Source organism: Streptococcus halichoeri, from assembly GCF_009870755.1.
Taxonomy (GTDB): Bacteria; Bacillota; Bacilli; order Lactobacillales; family Streptococcaceae; genus Streptococcus; species Streptococcus halichoeri.
On record NZ_WLZU01000005.1, the window covers coordinates 19,191 to 41,114 of the forward strand.

The 21,924-nt window shown below is 42.3% G+C and carries 20 protein-coding genes; all 20 read right to left on the reverse strand.

What is annotated here, in order from left to right:
• Positions 1 to 27: 27 nt before the first annotated feature.
• The 20 genes from pheS to ligA all read right to left on the reverse strand — a co-directional run bounded on the left by pheS (position 28) and on the right by ligA (position 21,770).
• Positions 28 to 1,071: a phenylalanine--tRNA ligase subunit alpha gene (gene pheS, locus GWD08_RS02250; protein ID WP_159564048.1), complete on the reverse strand. Its 1,044-nt coding sequence runs from the start codon at positions 1,069 to 1,071 to the stop codon at positions 28 to 30.
• Between the two features lie 334 nt (positions 1,072 to 1,405).
• Entirely contained in the window at positions 1,406 to 2,275 is an 870-nt protein-coding gene (locus GWD08_RS02255) for a DNA/RNA non-specific endonuclease (protein WP_159564049.1), read from the reverse strand.
• 30 nt (positions 2,276 to 2,305) lie between these two features.
• Positions 2,306 to 2,494, reverse strand: a complete 189-nt coding sequence (locus GWD08_RS02260; RefSeq protein WP_159544175.1) for a DNA-directed RNA polymerase subunit beta — start codon at positions 2,492 to 2,494, stop codon at positions 2,306 to 2,308.
• 3 nt (positions 2,495 to 2,497) lie between these two features.
• The gene (gene murA / locus GWD08_RS02265; protein WP_159544177.1) at positions 2,498 to 3,769 is read right to left on the reverse strand and encodes a UDP-N-acetylglucosamine 1-carboxyvinyltransferase; all 1,272 of its coding nucleotides are present in this window, start codon (positions 3,767 to 3,769) and stop codon (positions 2,498 to 2,500) included.
• 78 nt (positions 3,770 to 3,847) lie between these two features.
• Entirely contained in the window at positions 3,848 to 4,072 is a 225-nt protein-coding gene (locus GWD08_RS02270) for a DUF1146 family protein (protein WP_159544179.1), read from the reverse strand.
• Between the two features lie 66 nt (positions 4,073 to 4,138).
• The gene (locus tag GWD08_RS02275) at positions 4,139 to 4,555 is read right to left on the reverse strand and encodes a F0F1 ATP synthase subunit epsilon (protein WP_159544181.1); all 417 of its coding nucleotides are present in this window, start codon (positions 4,553 to 4,555) and stop codon (positions 4,139 to 4,141) included.
• A gap of 12 nt (positions 4,556 to 4,567) precedes the next feature.
• Positions 4,568 to 5,974 carry a F0F1 ATP synthase subunit beta gene (gene atpD / locus GWD08_RS02280; RefSeq protein WP_159544183.1) on the reverse strand — a complete coding sequence of 469 codons (1,407 nt, stop codon included), beginning with the start codon at positions 5,972 to 5,974 and terminating at the stop codon, positions 4,568 to 4,570.
• Between the two features lie 129 nt (positions 5,975 to 6,103).
• A complete protein-coding gene (locus tag GWD08_RS02285) occupies positions 6,104 to 6,979 on the reverse strand; it encodes a F0F1 ATP synthase subunit gamma (protein ID WP_159564050.1) in 876 nt (291 codons plus the stop codon).
• A gap of 14 nt (positions 6,980 to 6,993) precedes the next feature.
• On the reverse strand, positions 6,994 to 8,502 hold the full coding sequence (atpA, locus tag GWD08_RS02290) for a F0F1 ATP synthase subunit alpha (RefSeq protein WP_159564051.1): 1,509 nt from the start codon (positions 8,500 to 8,502) through the stop codon (positions 6,994 to 6,996).
• 15 nt (positions 8,503 to 8,517) lie between these two features.
• The gene (locus tag GWD08_RS02295; protein ID WP_159549075.1) at positions 8,518 to 9,054 is read right to left on the reverse strand and encodes a F0F1 ATP synthase subunit delta; all 537 of its coding nucleotides are present in this window, start codon (positions 9,052 to 9,054) and stop codon (positions 8,518 to 8,520) included.
• On the reverse strand, positions 9,054 to 9,551 hold the full coding sequence (gene atpF, locus GWD08_RS02300) for a F0F1 ATP synthase subunit B (RefSeq protein WP_159544191.1): 498 nt from the start codon (positions 9,549 to 9,551) through the stop codon (positions 9,054 to 9,056). The genes GWD08_RS02295 and atpF overlap by 1 nt, the downstream gene beginning before the upstream one ends.
• An 18-nt stretch (positions 9,552 to 9,569) precedes the next feature.
• The gene (gene atpB / locus GWD08_RS02305) at positions 9,570 to 10,283 is read right to left on the reverse strand and encodes a F0F1 ATP synthase subunit A (protein WP_159544193.1); all 714 of its coding nucleotides are present in this window, start codon (positions 10,281 to 10,283) and stop codon (positions 9,570 to 9,572) included.
• Between the two features lie 39 nt (positions 10,284 to 10,322).
• Positions 10,323 to 10,526 (reverse strand): F0F1 ATP synthase subunit C, encoded by a 204-nt coding sequence (locus GWD08_RS02310; protein WP_159544195.1) that lies wholly within the window; start codon positions 10,524 to 10,526, stop codon positions 10,323 to 10,325.
• A 284-nt stretch (positions 10,527 to 10,810) separates the two neighbouring features.
• Positions 10,811 to 12,241 carry a glycogen synthase GlgA gene (gene glgA / locus GWD08_RS02315; protein WP_159564052.1) on the reverse strand — a complete coding sequence of 477 codons (1,431 nt, stop codon included), beginning with the start codon at positions 12,239 to 12,241 and terminating at the stop codon, positions 10,811 to 10,813.
• The gene (gene glgD / locus GWD08_RS02320; RefSeq protein WP_159564053.1) at positions 12,238 to 13,374 is read right to left on the reverse strand and encodes a glucose-1-phosphate adenylyltransferase subunit GlgD; all 1,137 of its coding nucleotides are present in this window, start codon (positions 13,372 to 13,374) and stop codon (positions 12,238 to 12,240) included. Before glgD ends, glgA begins: the two co-directional genes overlap by 4 nt.
• The gene (locus GWD08_RS02325) at positions 13,364 to 14,503 is read right to left on the reverse strand and encodes a glucose-1-phosphate adenylyltransferase (protein WP_159564054.1); all 1,140 of its coding nucleotides are present in this window, start codon (positions 14,501 to 14,503) and stop codon (positions 13,364 to 13,366) included. Before GWD08_RS02325 ends, glgD begins: the two co-directional genes overlap by 11 nt.
• Positions 14,504 to 14,521: 18 nt before the next feature.
• The gene (glgB, locus tag GWD08_RS02330; RefSeq protein ID WP_159564055.1) at positions 14,522 to 16,399 is read right to left on the reverse strand and encodes a 1,4-alpha-glucan branching protein GlgB; all 1,878 of its coding nucleotides are present in this window, start codon (positions 16,397 to 16,399) and stop codon (positions 14,522 to 14,524) included.
• 65 nt (positions 16,400 to 16,464) lie between these two features.
• Positions 16,465 to 18,765, reverse strand: coding sequence for a type I pullulanase (gene pulA / locus GWD08_RS02335; RefSeq protein ID WP_159564056.1), 2,301 nt, complete (start codon positions 18,763 to 18,765; stop codon positions 16,465 to 16,467).
• Positions 18,762 to 19,796: a diacylglycerol kinase family lipid kinase gene (locus tag GWD08_RS02340; protein ID WP_159544207.1), complete on the reverse strand. Its 1,035-nt coding sequence runs from the start codon at positions 19,794 to 19,796 to the stop codon at positions 18,762 to 18,764. The genes pulA and GWD08_RS02340 overlap by 4 nt, the downstream gene beginning before the upstream one ends.
• Positions 19,797 to 19,811: 15 nt before the next feature.
• Positions 19,812 to 21,770: an NAD-dependent DNA ligase LigA gene (gene ligA / locus GWD08_RS02345; protein WP_159564057.1), complete on the reverse strand. Its 1,959-nt coding sequence runs from the start codon at positions 21,768 to 21,770 to the stop codon at positions 19,812 to 19,814.
• Positions 21,771 to 21,924: the final 154 nt, after the last annotated feature.

Here is a 21,924-nt window from a genome sequence, read left to right on the forward strand (position 1 = left end):
GCAAAAATAACCTAAGTAGGCCAGGGCTTATTTGAATTGTTTAGAAAAACGACTATCACCAAGGTAAAAACCACGAATATCATTAATACCATAGCGGAGCATGGCAATGCGTTCTTGTCCTAAACCAAAGGCAAAGCCAGAATAGCTCTTTGCATCAACACCGGACATTTCTAAGACCCGAGGGTGCACCATTCCTGCTCCTAGGATTTCAATCCAACCTGTTTTTTTGCAGACATTACAGCCCTTGCCCCCACATTTAAAGCAAGAGACATCCACTTCGACTGATGGTTCTGTAAATGGAAAATAAGAAGGCCGTAAGCGAATCTTGCGATCTGCTCCAAACATTTTTTGAATAATCAACTCCAAGGTGCCTTTTAGGTCAGCCATTGAGATAGCTTTGCCCACCACTAACCCTTCAATTTGATGAAATTGATGAGAGTGTGTCGCATCATCTGTATCGCGGCGAAAAACTCGGCCTGGCGAAATCATTTTCAAAGGCCCTTTTGTAAAATCATGTTGATCCAAGGTCCTTGCCTGCACCGGAGAAGTATGTGTTCTAAGAAGGATTTCTTCAGTAATATAAAAGGTATCTTGCATATCACGCGCTGGGTGTCCCTTAGGCAGGTTCATGCGCTCAAAGTTATAGTAATCTTGCTCTACCTCAGAGCCATCAATAATTTGAAAGCCCATCCCTAAAAAAATATCTTCAATTTCTTCACTAATTTGAGTTAAAATATGGCGGTTTCCACTGGCTATCTGACGGCCAGGCAAGGTGACATCTAGGCTTTCAAGTGCTAACTGGGCCTGGATTTTTGCTGCCGCAACAACCTGAGCTTGTGCCTCAAACGCAGCCGTCAGCACATCACGAACCTGATTGACCTGCTTGCCGACAAGAGGACGCCTATCACTTGGTAAATCCTTCAAACCTTTTAGTAACTCAGTCAAGCTGCCCTTTTTCCCTAAAACAGCCACCTTTAACTCCTGCAATTCCTTTGATTGATCGCCAACCATTGCTTGCAGCTCTTTTAAGGTTTGCGTTTTTAGCTTTTCTAATTGTGCTTGTAAATCCATAATAACCCTTCCTTGTTGGTAAGAAAAAACGTGCCTCAGCTCCATTCACCTTCGGAGCGTTGACACGCGGTACCATCCGTTTTTATCTGAATAGTCAGACCTTAATTGGCTTGTCTTATGCGTGAGTGAATTCCTAATGCTTTGCTTAAGAAGGCTTTCAGTCTATGGCCTTCAGTCCCTGATAAGTTCCCTATTAGTACTAGTCTCACCGACAACTATTTAATTAACACTAGTGTATCAAAATTTTCTGATTTTGACAACGACGACTTTTTAGCCACAGCTAGACAAAAGCTGCGCAGACAGCGTTCGCTACTGGGCAGGTGATTGTTGTGGGCTACTTTTTGCTGAGGCTAATCTGGCCACTATAGTAATCAACCTCTAGGCCTTTTTGCACATTAGGGACAAAGACGTTAAATTCTAACGAGCCATCGGCAGCTTTGGCTTCAATATGGCTGCCGCGCGCCAGCAATTCTTCCCCCTGATAAATCAGTGTTACTCTATAACGCACCCGGTGATGCTGGTCCAAAGCTCGACGAACGAGTGATTCATAGTAGTTTTGTCCCGTCGAATCAGCGGCGTTTGCTTGATTAGCCCAAGCAAGCTGTGTGGCGATGTTTTGGGGATTACTGGTTGAGGCATCAAAGCCTTTTAGACCACCAACCAAGGCATAAGCCAAGACATGACCCCGATCAACAGCATGGTCGTAGGTTCCAGGTAACTGGTGCAATTGGTGCCACCCTGCTGGCTGAAAGGTGGTATAGCCCTGGCCGAGTTTCTGACGATTTTGGTATTGGCGCGTCTGTTTGCTTAAAAGGGCATTGCCTTGTGTTGGAACGAGGCGACCTTGTACGTGTTTTGTCTGGTTAACAGCATAGACCTTACTACGCACATTAGCATCTAGATTAGTCCGGTTTTGATTGATAATAAAGGCTCCTGCGCCATTCCAAGTAATAGCAGAGCCCAGTTGTTTTCGTACCTGCGGGGTTAAGACCGAACTTGCTAAAGCTTTTGAAGGGCGGGCTGGATTAGCTGAATCACCAAAAAATGCACCAGGCAAGGGCTGCTTAACCAACTGATGGTAAAGATTTGTAAAAAGCTCTTCTTGATCTTTTTGGCCACTTAGAGCTAAATAGCCAAAGCAAAGCATTACTAAAATCACTAATAGCAGATTAATCTGCTTTGGGTGAAAAGGTTTTTTTGACATGGTTCCTCCAAAGAAAAAGTAGGCCAGAGCCTACTTCCCAGTAAATTTGTGAACTAATTCTGCCCATTTAGCCAGTGATAAGATTGATGTCACATGCTGTCCATCGCCAATCACACCATAGCCAATCATTAGACCAACTGCTAAAAATAAGACAGCAAGCAAAGCGACAAGAAAGATAAGGGATAACTGCTTTAGGACATATTGCCAACCTGTTCTCATTGATTAGTCCTCACTAATACGTTCGATATTAGCACCTAATTGTGCCAACTTTTGATGAAAATGGTAGTAACCGCGATCTAAGTGTGATAGCTTGGTGACCGTTGTGGTGCCCTTTGCGACCATGCCCGTCAAAATCAGCGCTGCACTAGCCCGCAAATCCGTAGACATAACTGGGGCGCCTTGGAGTTCCTTACCACCATGAATCATAGCAGTATCCCGCAAAATCTCTGAATGTAATCCCATCCGGCGCATCTCTTCCAAATGTTGGAAACGGTTCTCAAAAACAGTCTCAATCATGGTAGATTCCCCCTTAACTACCGCCATCAAGGCCGTAAACTGGGCCTGCATGTCCGTTGGAAAACCTGGATGGGGCATGGTTTTGACGGTAACTGGTTTTAAACTAGCTGTATCAGCTTGTACACGGATACCCCGTGCTTCTTCGGTGACTAAAACCCCCATCTCCAATAATTTGGAAATTAAGGGACGATTATGTTCCCAGACAGCATCTCTAATCAAAACATCACCAGAGGTCATTGCAGCAGCTACCATGAAGGTACCCGCTTCAATGCGGTCTTGGACCACATCGTGTTCTGTCCCGTGGAGCTGTTCCACACCCCTGATAGTTAAGGTTTCGGTGCCTGCTCCCTTGACACTAGCGCCCATTTTGTTGAGCAGCTGAGCTAAATCGACGATTTCTGGTTCTCTTGCTGCATTTTCAATGACAGTTGTTCCTTGCGCTAAGGTAGCAGCCATCATCAGGTTTTGTGTTGCTCCGACTGAAGGAAAATCCAAGTAAATGGTTGCGCCCTTTAAACGATCAGCTGAAGCTGTAATATCCCCGCCCGTCTGACTGATTTGAGCACCCATTGCTTCTAGTCCCTTGAGGTGAAGATCAATCGGGCGACTGCCAATGGTACAACCACCCGGCATTGAGACCTTAGCGTGGCCATTTCTGGCAAGTATTGGCCCTAAAACCACAATAGAAGCCCGCATTTGGCTTACATACTCATACGGAGCAACGTCCAAAATATCACGAGAAGCATCCACTGTTATTTCATTTTGCTCTTCATCAAATGTAACGGCAATGTCAAGCCCCCGAACTACATTATTCATGGTATAAACATCTGATAAAATCGGAACATTCCGCAGTATTGTTGTACCTTGTGATGGTAAAATTGTCGCCGCTAATAAAGGTAGCACTGCATTTTTTGCCCCTTCAATGACGACTTCACCTTTTAGCTGGGTTTGACCACCTTCAATAATAATCTTATCCACCCGATAACTCCATTCTTTTTTTCCAATCCTATAATAGAAATTATATCATATTTCTTGATTTGGCACCCTGTCTTGACCTTAAAACAGAGTATGTCCCATCTGGACGAGCTCTAAGATAAAGTGGCTAACAAGATAACCTAAAACAATAGCCAGGAAAAAAATAAAGAGTTTGAGTTTACCAAGATTCTCTGGAAGACGACGAATAAAGCGCGACCAATCAAAGAGACTCATCAGTAATTGGTAAGAAATCGCAATAAAAAGCAAATGACAGGATAATATTAATAATTGATTCAGATAATTCATAACTCTATTATAGCAAATTCCAATTAGTTTAAACAGCTAAAAAAGAGTCTTTCACAAGACCCCATTTTATTTATTACCAACATTAATTCGGTTAAGGGCACGGCGCAATGCCACCTTAGCCCGACGAACGTCATCAATGTTATGTGTTGATTCCCCTTGCGCAATTACACGTTCTGCTCGTAATTTTGCTCGCTCTGCACGGCTTACGTCAATATCACGATCACGCTCAGCAGAATCCGCTACAATAGTAACTTTGTTATTTTTTACCTCAATAATCCCACCATTGATAGCAATCCAGTCAACCTTATCTGATTCACCAACACGGCGAATTTTCATTTCATGAATCGTGAGTGGTGCAATCAAGTTGATATGTTCTGGCAAAACTCCCATCTCTCCTTCAGGCGTTTCAACCGAAATAAAAGTTGCATGGTGATCATACTTAATACCATCAGGTGTTACTACTTGAACAGTCATTTGGGTCATGGCATCACCTCACTAAAAGCCCATTTTTTTGGCTTTTTCGAGAACATCATCAATGCCACCAACCATACGAAAGGCGTCTTCGGGAATCTCATCATGTTTACCATCAAGAATTTCCTTAAAGCCACGTACTGTATCTTCAATAGAAACATAGGAACCGGGTTGTCCGGTAAATGTTTCGGCAACGTTAAAGTTTTGTGACAAGAAGAACTGGATACGGCGTGCTCGGCCTACCAAGGTTTTTTCTTCATCAGACAATTCATCCATACCAAGGATGGCGATGATGTCTTGTAATTCGCGGTAGCGTTGAAGAACACGTTGAACTTCTGTTGCTACTGCATAATGCTCTTGTCCAACAATTTCAGGTGTTAAGGCCCGAGAACTTGAGGCTAATGGGTCAACAGCAGGGTAAATCCCCATTTGCGTCAATTTACGTTCAAGGTTAGTTGTTGAATCCAAGTGCGCAAAGGCAGTAGCTGGCGCTGGGTCAGTATAGTCATCGGCTGGCACGTAGATGGCTTGGATGGAAGTAACAGAACCTTTTTTCGTAGAGGTAATGCGTTCTTGCAATTGCCCCATTTCAGTACCAAGAGTTGGTTGGTAACCAACAGCTGATGGCATCCGTCCTAGGAGGGCTGACACTTCAGAGCCGGCTTGAGTGAAGCGAAAGATATTGTCAATAAAGAGCAAAACATCTTGACCTTCGACATCACGGAAATATTCGGCAATGGTCAGTCCAGTAAGGGCAACCCGCATCCGTGCTCCAGGTGGCTCATTCATTTGACCAAAGACCATGGCTGTTTTTTCAATAACGCCTGATTCTTTCATCTCCCAGTAAAGGTCATTTCCTTCACGTGTTCGTTCCCCAACACCGGTAAAAACAGAAATACCTCCGTGTTCTTGCGCGATGTTATGGATCAGTTCTTGAATCAAAACGGTTTTACCAACTCCGGCACCACCAAACAAACCAACTTTTCCCCCTTTTAAGTAAGGGGCAAGTAAGTCAATAACTTTAATTCCTGTTTCAAGAATTTCTGAAGCAGTTGATAGTTCATCAAAAGCGGGAGCTTTTTTATGAATAGGTTCGCGAAGCGCTTCTTGGTCAAATGGCTTTTCAAGGTCAATGGTATTCCCCAAAACATTGAAAACCCGCCCTAGCGTTTCTTTACCTACTGGCACGCTAATTGGCCGGCCGGTATCAAGAACTTCTAAGCCCCGTGTAAGCCCATCAGTTGATTCCATAGCGATAGTTCGAACCATCCCGTCCCCAAGTTCAAGAGCAACTTCAAGAACGATTTTTTGTTGTTTATCACTATCTTTATAAACTATCAATGCATTATTAATCTCTGGTAGTGCATCGCCACTTGCAAACACAACGTCTACAACCGGACCAACTACCTGAGCAATTTTGCCTGAGCTCATTTATTTCTCCTTCATATCAATTTTGCAAAGAATATGATAACTAAGCTTCTATCATTATCCCTTTAGGTAACTCATCTCTTGTGATAAGTTTTTTATAACTAGTGCATTTTTTAAGTGCTTACCGTCACATTAGTCAAGTGCATTTGCTCCCGCTACAATTTCGGTAATTTCTTGCGTAATAGCTGCTTGACGCGCTCGGTTATATTGAATAGTCAAATCATTAATGACACTTGTGGCATTATCCGTTGCAGTTTGCATCGCTGTCATACCGGCTGCATGCTCAGCCGTTTTGGCATCGATGATTGCCCCATAAATCAAGCTTTCAGTAAACTGAGGCAATAACTGATCAAGGATAAGGTCTTTATCTGGTTCCAATTCAAAGCCTGTCACACCCGTTTTTGTTGCTTCTTCGGCAACTAAGTCAGAGATGGGCAACATGCGTTGAACCCGAACTTGACTGGTCAAGCTATTAACATGGTGATTATAGCAGACATACAATTCATCAAACAGTTCGTTTTGATACATTTCAACAGAGTGGGCAATAATTCGTCGAACATCTTCAAAACTTGGTTGATCCTGTAAACCACGTAATTCAAAAGAAACGTTCATTCCTCGTGCCTTAAAGAAATCAGAACCAATACTGCCAATTGAGATGATGGCATAATCATCTGCAGCATGATATTCTGCAATCATATCCATAACAGCTTTTAAAATCTTGGAATTATAACCACCGACTAGGCCCTTATCAGAAGTAATGACAATATAGCCTGTTTTTTTAACTGGACGTGAGGCCAACATTGGGTTATCAGTGCCAGAGTTAAGCTCTGATTTCAATAAGTCCGTTGTGATTTGACGAATTTTCGAAGCGTAAATTTGAAAATCGCGGGCGGCTTGCTCGGATTTTACAAGTTTAGCTGAAGAAACCATCCGCATGGCACTAGTTATTTTACTTGTTTTCTCTGTTGAATTAATTTTAGCTTTAATTTCACTTAGAGAGCCTGCCATACTAGAATCCTCCCTTATTCTTTAAAGTTAGATTGATCTTTAAATGCTTCAATAGCAGCCTTAAGGTCATCCTCATTAGGAAGATCTTTTGTTGAACGAATGGTCTCAAAGAGATCTTGATAGTGGGCATCAAAGTAATCATAGAGTGCTTCTTCAAAAGCAAGAATATCATTGACTGGCACATCATCCAAATAGCCATGTGTCAAAGCATAGAGAATGACTACTTGCTTTTCAACCGGTAGCGGTTTATGCAAGGGTTGTTTCAAAATTTCCACTGTTCGACGACCGCGGTTGAGTTTTGCTTGCGTTGCCGCATCAAGATCAGAACCAAATTGGGTAAAGGCTTCTAACTCATGGTAGGAAGCAAGGTCCAAACGCAGGGTCCCGGCCACTTTTTTCATGGCCTTGATTTGGGCTGAACCACCAACCCGCGATACAGATGATCCTGCATCAATCGCTGGACGGATCCCTGAGTTGAAGAGATTTTCTTGCAAGAAGATTTGCCCATCGGTGATGGAGATAACGTTGGTTGCGATATAAGCCGAAATATCACCTGCTTGGGTTTCGATAAATGGCAGCGCTGTGATGGAGCCACCACCTAGGTCATCTGATAACTTAGCAGAACGTTCTAACAGACGGCTATGAAGGTAGAATACATCCCCAGGATAAGCTTCACGACCTGGTGGACGACGAAGCAAGAGTGATAATTCACGATAAGCAACAGCTTGTTTAGATAGGTCATCATAAACAATCAAAACATGCTTGCCATTGTACATAAACTCTTCGGCCATCGCCACACCTGCATAAGGAGCAATAAAGAGCAAGGGCGATGGTTGTGAAGCAGATGCTGTCACCACAATGGTATAATCAAGGGCACCATACTTACGTAATGTTTCGACTTGAGTGCGGACTGTCGATTCTTTTTGGCCAATTGCCACGTAGATACAAATCATATCTTGACCCTTTTGGTTCAAAATTGTATCAATCGCAACGGACGTTTTACCTGTTTGCCGGTCACCGATGATTAATTCGCGTTGGCCACGACCAATCGGAACCAAGGCATCAATGGCTTTTAAACCTGTTTGCAAAGGCTCAAAAACGGATTTACGTTGCATAACCCCTGGTGCTGGATTTTCCACTGGTCTAAAACCGCTAGTTTTAATGTCACCAAGACCATCAACTGGTTGACCAAGCGGATTGACCACCCGCCCAATAAGTGCCTCACCAACTGGTACTTCCATGATTTTGCCGGTACGCTTGACAACATCACCTTCGCGGATTTCGTAGAAATCTCCTAGAATGATTATCCCAATGTCATTGGTTTCTAGGTTTTGGGCCATGCCATATGTACCATTTGCAAATTCAAGGAGTTCACCGCTCATGGCATTGTCAAGTCCACGAGCACGAGCAATCCCATCACCGATATAGGTGACAACACCAGTTTCTGTGACATCGAAATTTGGCTGGAAGTTTTCAATTTGCTTTTTGATTAAAGCGCTAATTTCTTGTGCATTAATTGCCAAAAGTCACACCACTTTCTATACTAATTTGGATTTAAATTCTTGTAATTGACCACGAATGCTGGTATCAATTACTTTATTATTGACACTAATGATAAAACCACCGACAATGGCAGGATTAATGTCTTCAATAATTTTAGCGGCTTTAACGCCAACTTTTTTCTCAACGATTGTACGGATTCGATCCTTTTGTTGGTCTGTTAAAGGAACGGTTGTCGTCACCTTGACCTCGAATTCATTTAATAGCTGAGCGATTTTAAAAGAACTAGCCTTTAATATAGAATATAAGAGGGCTTGACGTTGATTTTGTATAATGACATCAAGAAAATTATTCATATATGTTGAGCTTGAGTCTTTTAATAATCGAAGGATTTCTTCTTTATATTCTTGTGAAACAGCAAAGCTGCCTAGTACCTCATCCAAATCTGTTTGCTCAAATACTTGAATCAAAGCAGCAAGGTCTGTCTGCAATTGATCAAGCATTTGATGCTCATAATAGACTTCAACAAGGCTCTTTGCATACTGTTCAACAAGAGCTTGTTCTTTTTTAGTCATTAAGCTTCTCCTAGATCATCAAGGTAACGATCAATGAGCTGACTTTGCGCTTCTTTATCTAAATGAGCGCCCATGATACGTTCAGCTAATGTGACGGTTAAATCAGACATTTCAGCCTTGACACTTGAGATGGCTTCTGTTTTGCTTTGAGCAATATCAGCTTGCGCCTTGTCTTTTAAGCGGCTTGCTTCTTCTCTTGCTTCATCAATGAGCTTATCACCTTGTGCTTGACCGATTTCTTTGGCATCAGTGATAATTTTGCTAGCGTCTTCTTTGGCACCAGCCAACTCCGTTTGACGTTTTTGCTCTAACTGCTCAGCTTTTTGACGGGCTTCTTCAGCTCCGTCAATATCTTTGGCGATTTTTTCGGCACGCGCAGCAAAGATACCTGTAATTTGTTTCCATGCAAAAAGTCTGATGAGAACAAGTAAAAGGATGAATGAGCCAGTAGCAATAATGATATTACCTAAACTTGTACTATTAATGAGTAATGACATCTGTAACTACCTCCTTTCTTATTCTTCCTCATGATTAACTTTCTTACCAATATAACTTGATGATAGTAAGACGAATACATAGGCTTGAATGGCTGAAATAAAGATTGAAAAGGCAACCCAGATAACATTAATAATAAAGGCAACTGGAGCCGCAAAAACACTAACGTGTGCAAAACGCAGTAACAAATCAAGCACAATTTCGCCCGCATAGATATTACCAAATAGCCGAAGGGTTAAGGAGATGACACTCGTAAACTCTTCGAGGATATTCATCGGTAGCATAATTGGCACAGGTTCAATGTATTCTTTTAAGTACCCTTTAATGCCAGATTTGCGAATCCCTTCAAAATGAACAATCACTGCAACTAAAAGAGCTAGACCGAAGTCAGCTGCCGCATTAGCTGTAGGAGATGTCCAAAGATTGTATTCACCAATCTCAAGCTTGGTCATAAGACCAATGTTATTGGCAATTAGGACAAAGAAGAAAAGGCTGAAAGTGAGGAGGCTATAATTACGATTATATTTTCCTAAATTTTCTTTGGTGATTCCTTGGACAAATTCAAAAAACCATTCTAAGACATTTTGTTTCCCTTTTGGTTTGATAGTCATATTCCGACTGGCCCAAAAAATAAAGCCAAAAGCAATGACAACGGTCAAAAGAGACATGGCAAGAATAGTTAAGTCAAATGTAATGCCAAAGATTTGCACTGTTGGATTCATTAATTTTTCCAACCTTACCCCTCCTTTTCTATATTAACTAATCGGCAACAATTAGTTAACGAAGAAAGTAGAAGCAAGTAGTACGAAGAAAGTCCCTTCGATAAAGGCAACACCTAGGATTAATAATGATTGTAATTTAGAAAACATCTCTGGTTGACGAGCAGCCGATTTAGCAACATTGGCAACCATGATACCTTCACCAATACTTACGCCCAAAACAGCAATACCGAGTGCTAAAATTTTTAAATTCAACATTTGAATTCTCCTTATAAATTTTTTTACCCTGCTATTCTATTCCTTAAATAGCAGAATGTCAACCGAAATTCGTAATTGGATTCGCTTTCTTAAACCAAAATTTACCTATTATAATATGTTCTTATTTATTATGGTTAATAGATGCAAAAAGTGGCAATAAATTCTTAAAAGCCTGACCATTCTTGATGATTAATAGCAGATTAAGCCTAAATCCCATGAGCAAAAAACGGCCCAAAGCCGTCTTTGTTTCAGAAAAAAAGCAGTTCTAAGTAAGGAACGAGTTCTCACAAGATAGTATGGTAGAGCTCAAGATAGGCCTGGCTAGCCGTATCCCAAGAAAAGTCCCGTTTCATAGCATGTTCTTGTAGGATAGCCCAGTCATCTGGTTTATTGGTGTAAACTTCAAGTGCCATTTGAAGGGTTTTAGTTAGCCAATAACCGTCAAATCGCTCAAAGCCAAAGCCTGTTCCACTATGATCAAACTGATTATAGGCTTCTACGGTATCTTTGAGGCCACCGATTTGGTGGACAATTGGCAAAGAACCATAGCGCATAGCCATCATCTGCGACAAGCCACACGGCTCAAAAGCACTAGGCATCAAAAAGATGTCACTAGCAGCATAGATGTTTTGCGCCAGCGATAAGTCAAAGGTAATATGAGCTGACATCTTTTTTGCATAAACTTGACTAAACCAAGCAAAGGAATGCTCGTAGTCAGGATCACCTGTGCCAAGCACCACTAATTGGACATCGTGCTTGAGAATATGGTCGAGTTCTTGGACCACCAGATCAAAGCCTTTTTGCTTGGTCAAGCGTGAAACAATCCCAATCACAGGCACTTCGGGCCGTTGAGGCAGTCCCAGACGTTCTTGCAGGGCTTGCTTATTTTTAGCTTTGCCACTTAAATCAGCAACCGTATAATGATAGGGAATCAGGTTATCTGTTTCGGGATTAAAGAGTTCTGTATCAATACCGTTGAGAATCCCTGAGAGTTTACCTGCCTCCATGCGCATCAGCTGATCTAAGCCTTTACCAAAGGCTGGGGTTCTTATTTCCTTGGCATATGTGGGAGAGACCGTTGTTACCTGATCGGCGTACAATACCCCTGCTTTCATCCAATTGAGGCAGTCATGCCAGCGTAGAGTGCCATCAAGGTAACGTTCATTTCCGACACCAAACAAATCCCCCAGCATGCCTGGATCAAATTGGCCTTGAAATTCAATATTATGAATAGTAAAGACCGTTTTGATCGACCGATAGGCAGAAAGCCAATGGTACTTTTCACGCAAAAGGTAGGGAATCATCGCCGTATGATAATCATGCACATGTAAAATGTCAGGGATAAAGCCGATACGCTCCATGCTCTCAAGAGCTGCTAACTGAAAGAAAGCATAGCGTTCACCATCATCCCAATCACCATAGACATGCCCTCTGAAAAAATAATATTGATTATCAATGAAATAAAAACTGACACCCTCTTTAATGATTTTTTTAAGGCCGACATATTGGCGTCGCCAACCGACTTGGATGTCAAAGGACAAGACATCTTCCACTTGGTCGTGGTAGTTGTAATCAACCATATCATAGTAGGGCAAGATGACCGCAACTTCCTGACCGTGCTTAACCAAGGACTTAGGTAAAGCACCAATCACATCACCTAAGCCACCTGTCTTAGCAAAAGGTGCTCCTTCTGCGGCTACAAATAATACTTTCATTTTATAATATCCTCTGTTACATGTGTACCTTTTGGAATAACCAGCGGTTTTTCCTTTGTTCCGCGAATGGTCACACCATTATCAACCTCAACTAACTTATCAATAATCGCATACTCAATGGTTGTTCCAATACCAATTCTTACCTTGGGAGCTATAATACTATTTGCCACTTTAGTATTGACATCAATATAGCAATTACGAGAGACAATTGAATGGTCTACATGGCCCTTGATAATACTGCCTGAGGCAAACTGGGAATTATTAACATAGGATTCCTCAGCAAAATAAGTGGCTTCTTCATTTTTAATGCGCGTGTAAATACGCTGGTTAGCATACAACAAAGCATAGAACTTATCTGGCTCTAGCATATCCATATTAGCATCATAATAGGATTTTGCTGAGTGGATATTGGCTAGATAGCCCGTATATTCAAAAGCCAGGGCACCTTCACTAATGGTTAAGTCACGCAACAGATAACGCAGATTCGCCGGATTCTCCTTGCTAGCTTCTTTTTCCATTTGCTCAATGAGCCAGGGCGTGTTAACAATATAGATACCTGTGGACATTTTTTCGTAGGCAGTTGGTGCAAAAGCCCTACTCTTACCACGGACTATATCCCTTGTTTCATCAATGTCTAAAATATCATTGACATCAGTAATCAGCTCTTTTGGTGTTTTTTTATAAACAACCGTGATTTGCCGTTGATTGGCCTGATGCAACTGAATCACTTGTTCCAATTCTATATTACAGATAATATCACAGCTCATATAAATGGTTTGGTCAGAGCCAGAGCGTTTTAAGTAGGTTAAGATTTGATCGTAATAATCAGCATCTGCTTCAACAGATGTACCTTTGGAACGATAAAAACCTAGAAAAGAATGGCTAAGCAGGGTATTTAAGCCCCATTCGCGGCCACTACGTACATGGTCAAAGACCGAACGGATATTCTCTCCGCGGAAAATGCCATAAATATTGCGAACACCCGCATTCGCCAAACTAGAGAGGTGAAAATCAATCAAGCGAAATTTACCATCAAAAGGTAGGTTAGCAAGCGGGCGTGAATCAGTCAGACCTTCCATTTCATCATAGCTCATGGCGCTGCCTAGTATGGCGGAATATTTGTCAATTTTCATTTGTAACCCCCACTACTTCCTTATAACCAGTAACCTGGATTTGATCGGTCCCATCAATGACGACATTATCGCCAATTTTAGCACCTTCACCAATGATCGCTCGCTTAATTACTGCTCCTTCACCAATCGTGACATTGCTCATAATAAAGGAATCGCTCACCTGCGCATGCTGTTTCACCTGAACATTCGCTGATAGTATCGAATGGTCAATTTGACCCGAAATATAGCAGCCATCTACAACCAAAGAATCATTGACTTGGGCTCCTTGCGCAATAAAATTGGGTGGTGCAATATGGTTACGTGAATACATTTTCCATGAGCGATCGCGGCTATGGAGTTCATTATCTTCACCGATATATTCCATATTAGCTTCCCAGAGAGATTCGATGGTTCCGACATCCTTCCAGTAGCCCGCAAATTCATAAGCATAGACCCGCTCACCAGAGTTTAAGTAAGTTGGAATGACATGCTTACCAAAATCAGACATGTCCAAATTGTTCTTTTCAGCATCCACTAACATGCTACGGAGGCGCTGCCAACTAAATATGTAGATCCCCATTGATGCCTTAGTTGATTTAGGCTGCGCTGGTTTTTCTTCAAATTCGACAATTCGGTTATGGCTATCAGTGTTCATAATGCCAAAACGACTAGCATCTTTTAGAGGAACATCTAACACTGCCACAGTAAGACTAGCCTTATTAGCCTTATGGCTTTGCAGCATTTCGTCGTAATCCATTTTATAAATATGGTCGCCCGATAAAATCAAGACATACTCTGGATTGACACTGTCAATATAGTCAATATTTTGATAGATGGCATGACTGGTCCCCTGAAACCATTTATTGCCCTCGGTTGCTGAATAAGGTTGCAAAATTGTGACACCAGCATCAATGCCATCCATCCCCCAGGAGGAACCGTTACCAATGTGGTTATTGAGCAAGAGCGGCTGGTATTGGGTAATCACACCAACATTTTGGATGCCTGAGTTGGCACAATTTGACAAGGCAAAATCAATAATCCGATAACGCCCACCAAATTGCACTGCAGGTTTTGCTATCGTTTGCGTTAGTTTACCAAGCCGGGTGCCTTGGCCACCGGCTAGTATCAAGGCTAACATTTCCTTTTTCATAAGCAGATCTCTCCCCTTCTACTTTTTACGACGTTTGATTTTCCAAATACTTGCCCCAAGTGCTGGCAATGTGAAACTAAGGGTTTGCTGGTAGTCTTTCCATGGTTGTGTGAGCGTAGCCGTCTGTGGATTATGCTCTTGCCAGACGCCGCCAAATTGTACCATTTCAGTATTAAAAACTTCTTCATATATCCCTTTTTGAGGGACGCCAATCGTAAAATTTCTGCGCTCAACAGGTGTCATATTAAAGACACATAATAACAAGTCTCCCTTGTCATTTTTGCGGCAAAAACTTAGAACGCTTTCTGAGGCATTATCAGCATCAATGATTTCAATACCATCATAATTGTGATCATTTTGCCATAACATATTATGGTCACGGTAGAATTGATTTAGGGTGGCAGTAAAACCAAGCATCTTCTTATTTAGTTCGTCGTCTAAATTTTGCCATTCAAGTTGATCATCGTATTTCCATTCCAAAAATTGGCCAAACTCTGAACCCATAAAAAGTAATTTTTTGCCTGGATGACAGACCTGATATGTTAGTAAATTGCGAAGCCCGGCAAATTGATTGTAGCGATCACCCCACATTTTATGCATAAGACTCTTCTTACCATGGACAACTTCGTCATGAGAAAATGGTAAAATGTAATGTTCCTTAAAGCAATACATAAAACTAAAAGTGAGAAGATTAAAATCAAATTGGCGATGAATGGGATCTTCAGCATAAAACCGTAAAATATCATTCATCCAGCCCATATTCCACTTATAATCAAAACCTAGCCCATTTTTTTCGATAGGATGGGTAATAGGCACGTATGACGTTGCCTCTTCTGCGACCAGCATGACATCAGGATAGAGGTCATGGATGGTCTGTGTCAGTCGCTTTAAAAATGCAATTGCTTCTAAATTTTCATTGCCACCATAGATGTTAGGTTGCCAGGGTCCTTGATCGTAGTCAAGGTAGAGCATATTACTAACCGCATCAACGCGCAAGCCATCTATATGGTAATGTTCAATCCAAAATAAGGCGCTAGAAAGTAAGAAAGACTGAACTTGGTTTTTACCAAGATCAAAATTCAGAGCACCCCAGCCCACATTCCTGGCTCGGTCAGGATCTTGATACTCAAAGGTTGGCGTGCCATCAAAGTAAGCAAGGGCATCATCGTTTTGTGTAAAGTGACCAGGCACCCAGTCAACCAAAACGCCGATGTTGTTGAGATGGCATTCTTCAACGAAAGCTTGAAAGTCCTCTGCTTGGCCAAAGGTTGCTTCAAAAGCAAAGTAACCCATCAACTGATAACCCCAGCTCATCCCAAGAGGATGAGCCATTAGAGGCATGAACTCAACATGCGTATAGTTCATCTTCTTGAGATAGGGAATTAAGTGTGCTTGAAGTCGTTTCATATCATAAGGCTGGCCTGCCGAATCCATCCGCCAAGAATTAGCGTGCACTTCATAAATGGAAACCGGCCGGTTCTTATGACCAAAGCGTTTTCTGCGCGCCATCCACAAACCATCACGCCATTTTTTCTTAGCTAGGTCCTTGACCACGGCAGCTGTACCGGGACGCTGTTCAAAGGCAAAAGCTAGCGGATCAATTTTTTCGACCCATTGGCCGCTCTGACGCTTGACCAAATATTTATAGAGTTGACCTGGGACTGCCTTGGTAGTGAAAACTTCCCACACACCAGCTTCGTTTCGGATCATTGGTAACTTATGAGCCATCCAGGCGGTAAAGTCACCAATAAGATAGACTTCTTTGGCATGTGGCGCCCATACCCTAAAGACATAGCCCGTCTGGGTATCACGCTGGCTGCGATGGACCCCCAAGTATTCTTGCACACGGATGTTCTCACCAGTGCCAAAGGTATATAAAGCTAGCTCGTCATTCATTTCCTGCTACCTTTCCTTGTGAATTTTTTCGTTAAAAAGAAACAAAAATAACCTGAAAACTCAGGTCATTTTGGTATGTCAAGGATCACCACTGACAATTCATTCATTAGAGAATCTGAAAATTGAAAGCGCTTATCGTTACTTTCAATTATAGCATAGTTGGTCTCTTTCAGCAAACGTTTACGATTATTGGTGAAAATAATTTTAAGCTTCTGCTTATCTTCAACCGTAAAGCTGATAAAACCGCTATTTGGCTTAGCTGATTCAATGTAAACATGCTGCCTAATCTCTGAAAATGTAGGATATGAAAAATAGGGTGATTTCGTTTTCAATGCGAGCAGTTTTTTTACAAATGCAATGGTTGGTTGCTCACGGCTTACATAATCCCAATTAATTTGATTGACGTCATCAGAAGCATTATAAGAATTCATGGCCCGTTCTTGATCTTCTTGAGTTAGCTTTTGGCCTAAACCAGTCGGATATAGCTTGGTTCTTAAAAATTCTTGGCCAATTTGCATAAAAGCTATCCCCTGCATCAAAAGATTAATAGCAGTTGCTACTTGTACACGCTGGCGGTGGGTATCATCACTGTCTTTAGGATGCAAAGCCCATAAAAGATCGTTAAGATTGTAATTGTCGTGTGCTTCAACATAGTTTATTATCTGACTAGGGCTTTGGTAGGTGCCTATTTCATCACTACCTAGGAGGGCTTTGGCAAGAAGGCCTTCGCTGGCTAGACCCGACACAAAGCCTTTTTCTAGCGAGCCATAAACTTCTGCTCCCTTAATAGCATTTCGTTCATCATCATTAAAAAAGCCAATCCCTGGCAGTTGATCAGCGTTACGCTTGATTGCTTTTTGCTGTGACGGCAGACCATTTCCCATATCCCAGCCCTCACCATAGATCAGAATCCGTGGGTCAACAGCATCAACTGCTGCTCGGATACGCTGCATGGTCTCTACATCATGTAAGCCCATTAGATCAAAGCGAAAACCATCAATATTATATTCTTGCAACCAGTAAAGAACCGAATCAATCATATACTTGCGAAACATCTCTTTTTCACTAGCTGTTTCATTGCCACAACCAGAACCATTTTGAAAGCTACCATCTGGGTTCATTCGGTAGTAATAATCCGGAACAGTTAGTTGAAAAGCAGAATCCTTATTAGAAAAAGTATGATTATAAACCACATCCATAACAACGTTTAGACCAGCATTGTGATAAGCTTGGATAACTTCTTTTAATTCCTTGATTCGGGTTGCTGGCTGGTCAGGATTGGTCGTAAAACTAGCGTCAGGCACATTATAATTTTCAGGATCATAGCCCCAGTTGTAGTTATACTGGCCGCTGTGGTCAAAGGTGTGATGGTGGTCAAATACTGGCTGCAATTGAATATGCGTAATACCAAGTGTTTTAACATAATCAAAGCAGGTGCTATCTCCAAAGCGGTTTTTAGTGCCAGTTTCAATCAAGCCCTTAAACTTACCGCGATGTTTAGCAGAAACACCTGAACTCACTGATTGGGAAAAGTCGCGCACATGCATCTCATAAATAACAGCCTGGTTCGGATTCTCTAAGCGCCAGCTAGCGGCCTGACCATGCCTTACTTGAAACCCCTTAGGCACTAGCTCAGCTTGGGCAACCACTACTGAGCGTTGACCGTTGGCCGTCGTAGCAATTGTATACGGATCACGAGAATCAGCAAATGTCCGTTTGCGATAATAGATGCGATAACAATAGGCCTGATAATTATAATCGCCTTCAAGTTTTAAAAACCAGACACCATGAGTATTCTTACGATGGTCATTCGGGTCACTGACACTGCCACGGCCCATTTCTAAAACCGCCGAGACACTAGCATGTGCAGCCGTTGAATGATACAAAATCAATTGAACCCTTTCTGCCGTAGGCGCCCACAAGCGAAAAGAAGTTTCAAATGGAGAATAGCGAAAACCTAACCAGTCATCAAACCCCCATTTTTTGTCAAAAGCTTGGCTGTTAGTTGCCATATCATAGGCATCACGTTTGCGCCTCTTGTAGTGTTTGCTTGCTACTGCCGCCTGACGTGAATAATAAACCCTAGCATCCCCATCAACAAGCCAGACCTCAGTTTTAGGCAGGCCCTCGGTTCGCTGGATAGCATAATCCCCCGTCTGGCTTTGCCAAAACTGTTCTTTAACGATGACGTAAACTTGGTTTAGAAAATAAGGAGCATCATAAGCTAGGCAGGCAACTGCCCCAAAGCTGTCATAGCGTGAAAAAGAGGCCTCTTGACCTGCCTGACCATCTTGCCACTGCCATAGATTGTGCTTAAAATAATTTCCGCTGGGAGTGTGGTAATGTACAATAACAGTATTTTTCATTGCTCAGCCCATTGATTGCCCTGCTCTTCTAAATCTTCGACTTCATGGGCAAATTTCTTAGCAAAATCATCCAGTTCTGCCTCTTTGGGATTAATAGTATAGGCATCATCAGAAATCAAATCAGTATCAGCAAAGAACGTAATATGATTTTTTAAGTTTTGCAAAACAATCGGAGCATCACCACCGTACTCACCATCCAAGTTAATCATCATGCGTTCATTGTTTTGAGGCTCAATAATCACTTTTTTTGTTTTAATATACTCAACACGGCGATCCTTGATGTGCTTTCCGCCATCTATTACCAGTCGCAACAAATGCACAATTTCAAATAAATTAGCTGTTTTCACCAATATTAAAGTGAATTTGCCATCGTCTAGTTTTGCGTCTGGAGCAATCTGTTCAAAACCACCCACAGAGTTAGTAATAGCCGCAAAAATCATTGAGACCTCGCCTTCAAAAACACCCTTATCATGGGTGATTTTAACCGGTACATTTGTCACGCGAGGCAATAGCTCAACACCCTTTGCGAGATAAGCCAGGTAGCCAAACATCGTTTTTAACTGGCTGGGCACGCTGTAAGTCAACTCCGTTAAGCTACCCGCGGCAGCAATATTAATAAAATAATGGTCTTCTCGAGCTTGGCCAATATCCATCTTGATCAGTTGGTTTTTACCAATGATTTCAGCAGCTTTAAGCGGATTGCCACGAGGGATCTTCAAGGCCCGCGCAAAGTCGTTAGTTGTCCCCGTAGGAATAACAGCGATCTTTGGTCGGCGCTTTAAGGGAGCAACGCCGCTTACAACTTCGTTAATCGTTCCATCACCACCAGCAGCGATGATAAGATCAAAGCCGGCCTGACTAGCCCGTCTAGCCTCGTTTAGGGCCGAATGTTTTTGAGCTGTTGTTTGAAAAGCTGAGGTCTCATAACCAAAGCCTTCAATAATATTTAAGACATCAGCCACATTTTTTTTCATCATTTCTTGACCAGATGTCGGATTATAAATGAGACGAGCTCTCATTTGTTTTTTCATGTTTATACCTCACTACTACAATTGACGGAGCCAATCTTCATCTTGTATCTCAATACCAAGCTTGAGAGCTTTATCTAATTTTGAGCCGGCATCACTACCTGCAATCACTAAATCCGTTTTCTTAGACACACTAGAAGTGACCTTAGCTCCTAAGGCTTCTAATTTGTCTTTGGCTTCTATCCTGGTTAACTGTTCTAATTTTCCCGTCAAAACGACCGTCATGCCAAAGAGCTGTGCCGTTTTATCTAATTTTTTCCCAAGATAGTCAAGATTAACACCAGCCACACGGAGTTCATTTACCAGCAGATGCACTTCTTCCTTAGCAAAATAACGAACTAAAGAATCGGCAATCACACTCCCTAGGCCATTAATAGCGGCAATCGTCTCCCGCTTAGCTTGCATCAAATGCGGCAGTGTTTCAAACTCTTCGAGCAAAAGACGGCTAGCTTTCGCACCGACATGCCGAATACCCAAACCAAACAAGAGTTTATCAGCCGAATTAGCTTTCGAAGCGGCAATAGCAGCTAATAATTTGTCCGCTGACTTTTCTTGTACCCCATCTAGGGCTAGTAAATCAGCCTGGGTTATATGATAAATATCAGCCACATCTTGAATTAAATTTGCAGCAAAAAGCTTATCAACCATCGCTGGACCCAAGCCAGCAATGTTCATAGCATTGCGGCTGGCAAAATGTTCCAAACCACGCTTTACAAGACTCGGACACAAAGGATTAATACAGCGTAAGGCCACCTCTTCTTCAAGATGAACAAGCTCACTGTGACACGATGGACACAGCGTGGGGATGACTAATGGTTCTTGGTGGCTGCGCTTATCTGCCACCACGCGCAAAACGGCAGGGATAATATCACCAGCTTTATAGACCACAACCGTATCACCCAGCCGAATGTCCTTTTCGGCAATGTAATCAACATTATGAAGAGTGGCTCGACTGACTGTTGTTCCGGCCAACTGCACAGGGCTTAAATTAGCTGTAGGGGTGACCACGCCAGTACGGCCAACAGTCCAATCAACCGAGAGAATTTTAGCTTCTTTTTCTTCAGCAGGAAACTTATAGGCAATGGCCCAGCGTGGGGCTTTAACTGTAAAGCCAAGCTCTTCTTGCATGGCTAGGCTATCAACCTTAACCACAATGCCATCAATCTCATAAGAGAGCTGTTCACGCTCCGTTTCGATGGTTTGAATAAAGTTCCAAATGACTGCCATATCACCCGATGCTTGGCGCGTAGGGTTGACAGAAAAACCCAGCTCATGTAGCTTTTCTAGCACAGCTGTTTGACTGCTTGCTTGGCTTGGGCTAGCTTCTTGATATAAAAAGGTGCCTAATTGGCGTTTAGCTACCACTGAGGTGTCCAACTGCCGCAAGGTCCCAGCGGCAGCATTACGCGGATTAGCGAATTCTGTTTCACCATTTTCGTGCCGCTCTTGATTAATCAACATAAAAGAATGCCTGGGCATGTAGGCTTCTCCTCGAACGGTAATATCAATGGGTTTGTTTAACTGCCTAGGAATGTCTTTGACCTGTTTGAGGTTTTCTGTGATATTTTCACCCACACTCCCATCACCACGCGTAGCTCCAGTCACTAATTTACCTTGCTCATAGCTTAGGGAGATGGATAAACCATCAATCTTTAATTCAGCAACATATGTGGCATTAGGAAACTCTGTTTTAATCCGGCGATCAAAAGCTAGTAATTCCTCGTGCGAAAAGGCATCTTGAAGGCTATATAAGGGATAAGGATGTTGGTATTTTTCAAATCCTTTGAGAATTTGCCCGCCAACAGCCTGTGTGGGACTATCTTTTTGGACCCATTCGGGGTAGCTAGCTTCTAGATGTACTAATTCTTGATACAAGCGATCATACTCAGCATCAGACACCGAAGGGTTGTCATTTGTATAGTATTCGTGACGATAACGATTTAGTAATGCGGTTAACTCTTTTATTCGTTTTTCCATATCTTTATTTTATCATAAAAGTAACCTTTTGCATGGCTGGCCGCTACTGAATTCCTTAAAAGCTTAGCAGGAAAATGTCTAAGCGGTGCGACTCTTGCTCGCTAGGGGACTTATGCTAGCAAGACCAGACTTTGCTTACTAGTTTTGAGCCTAG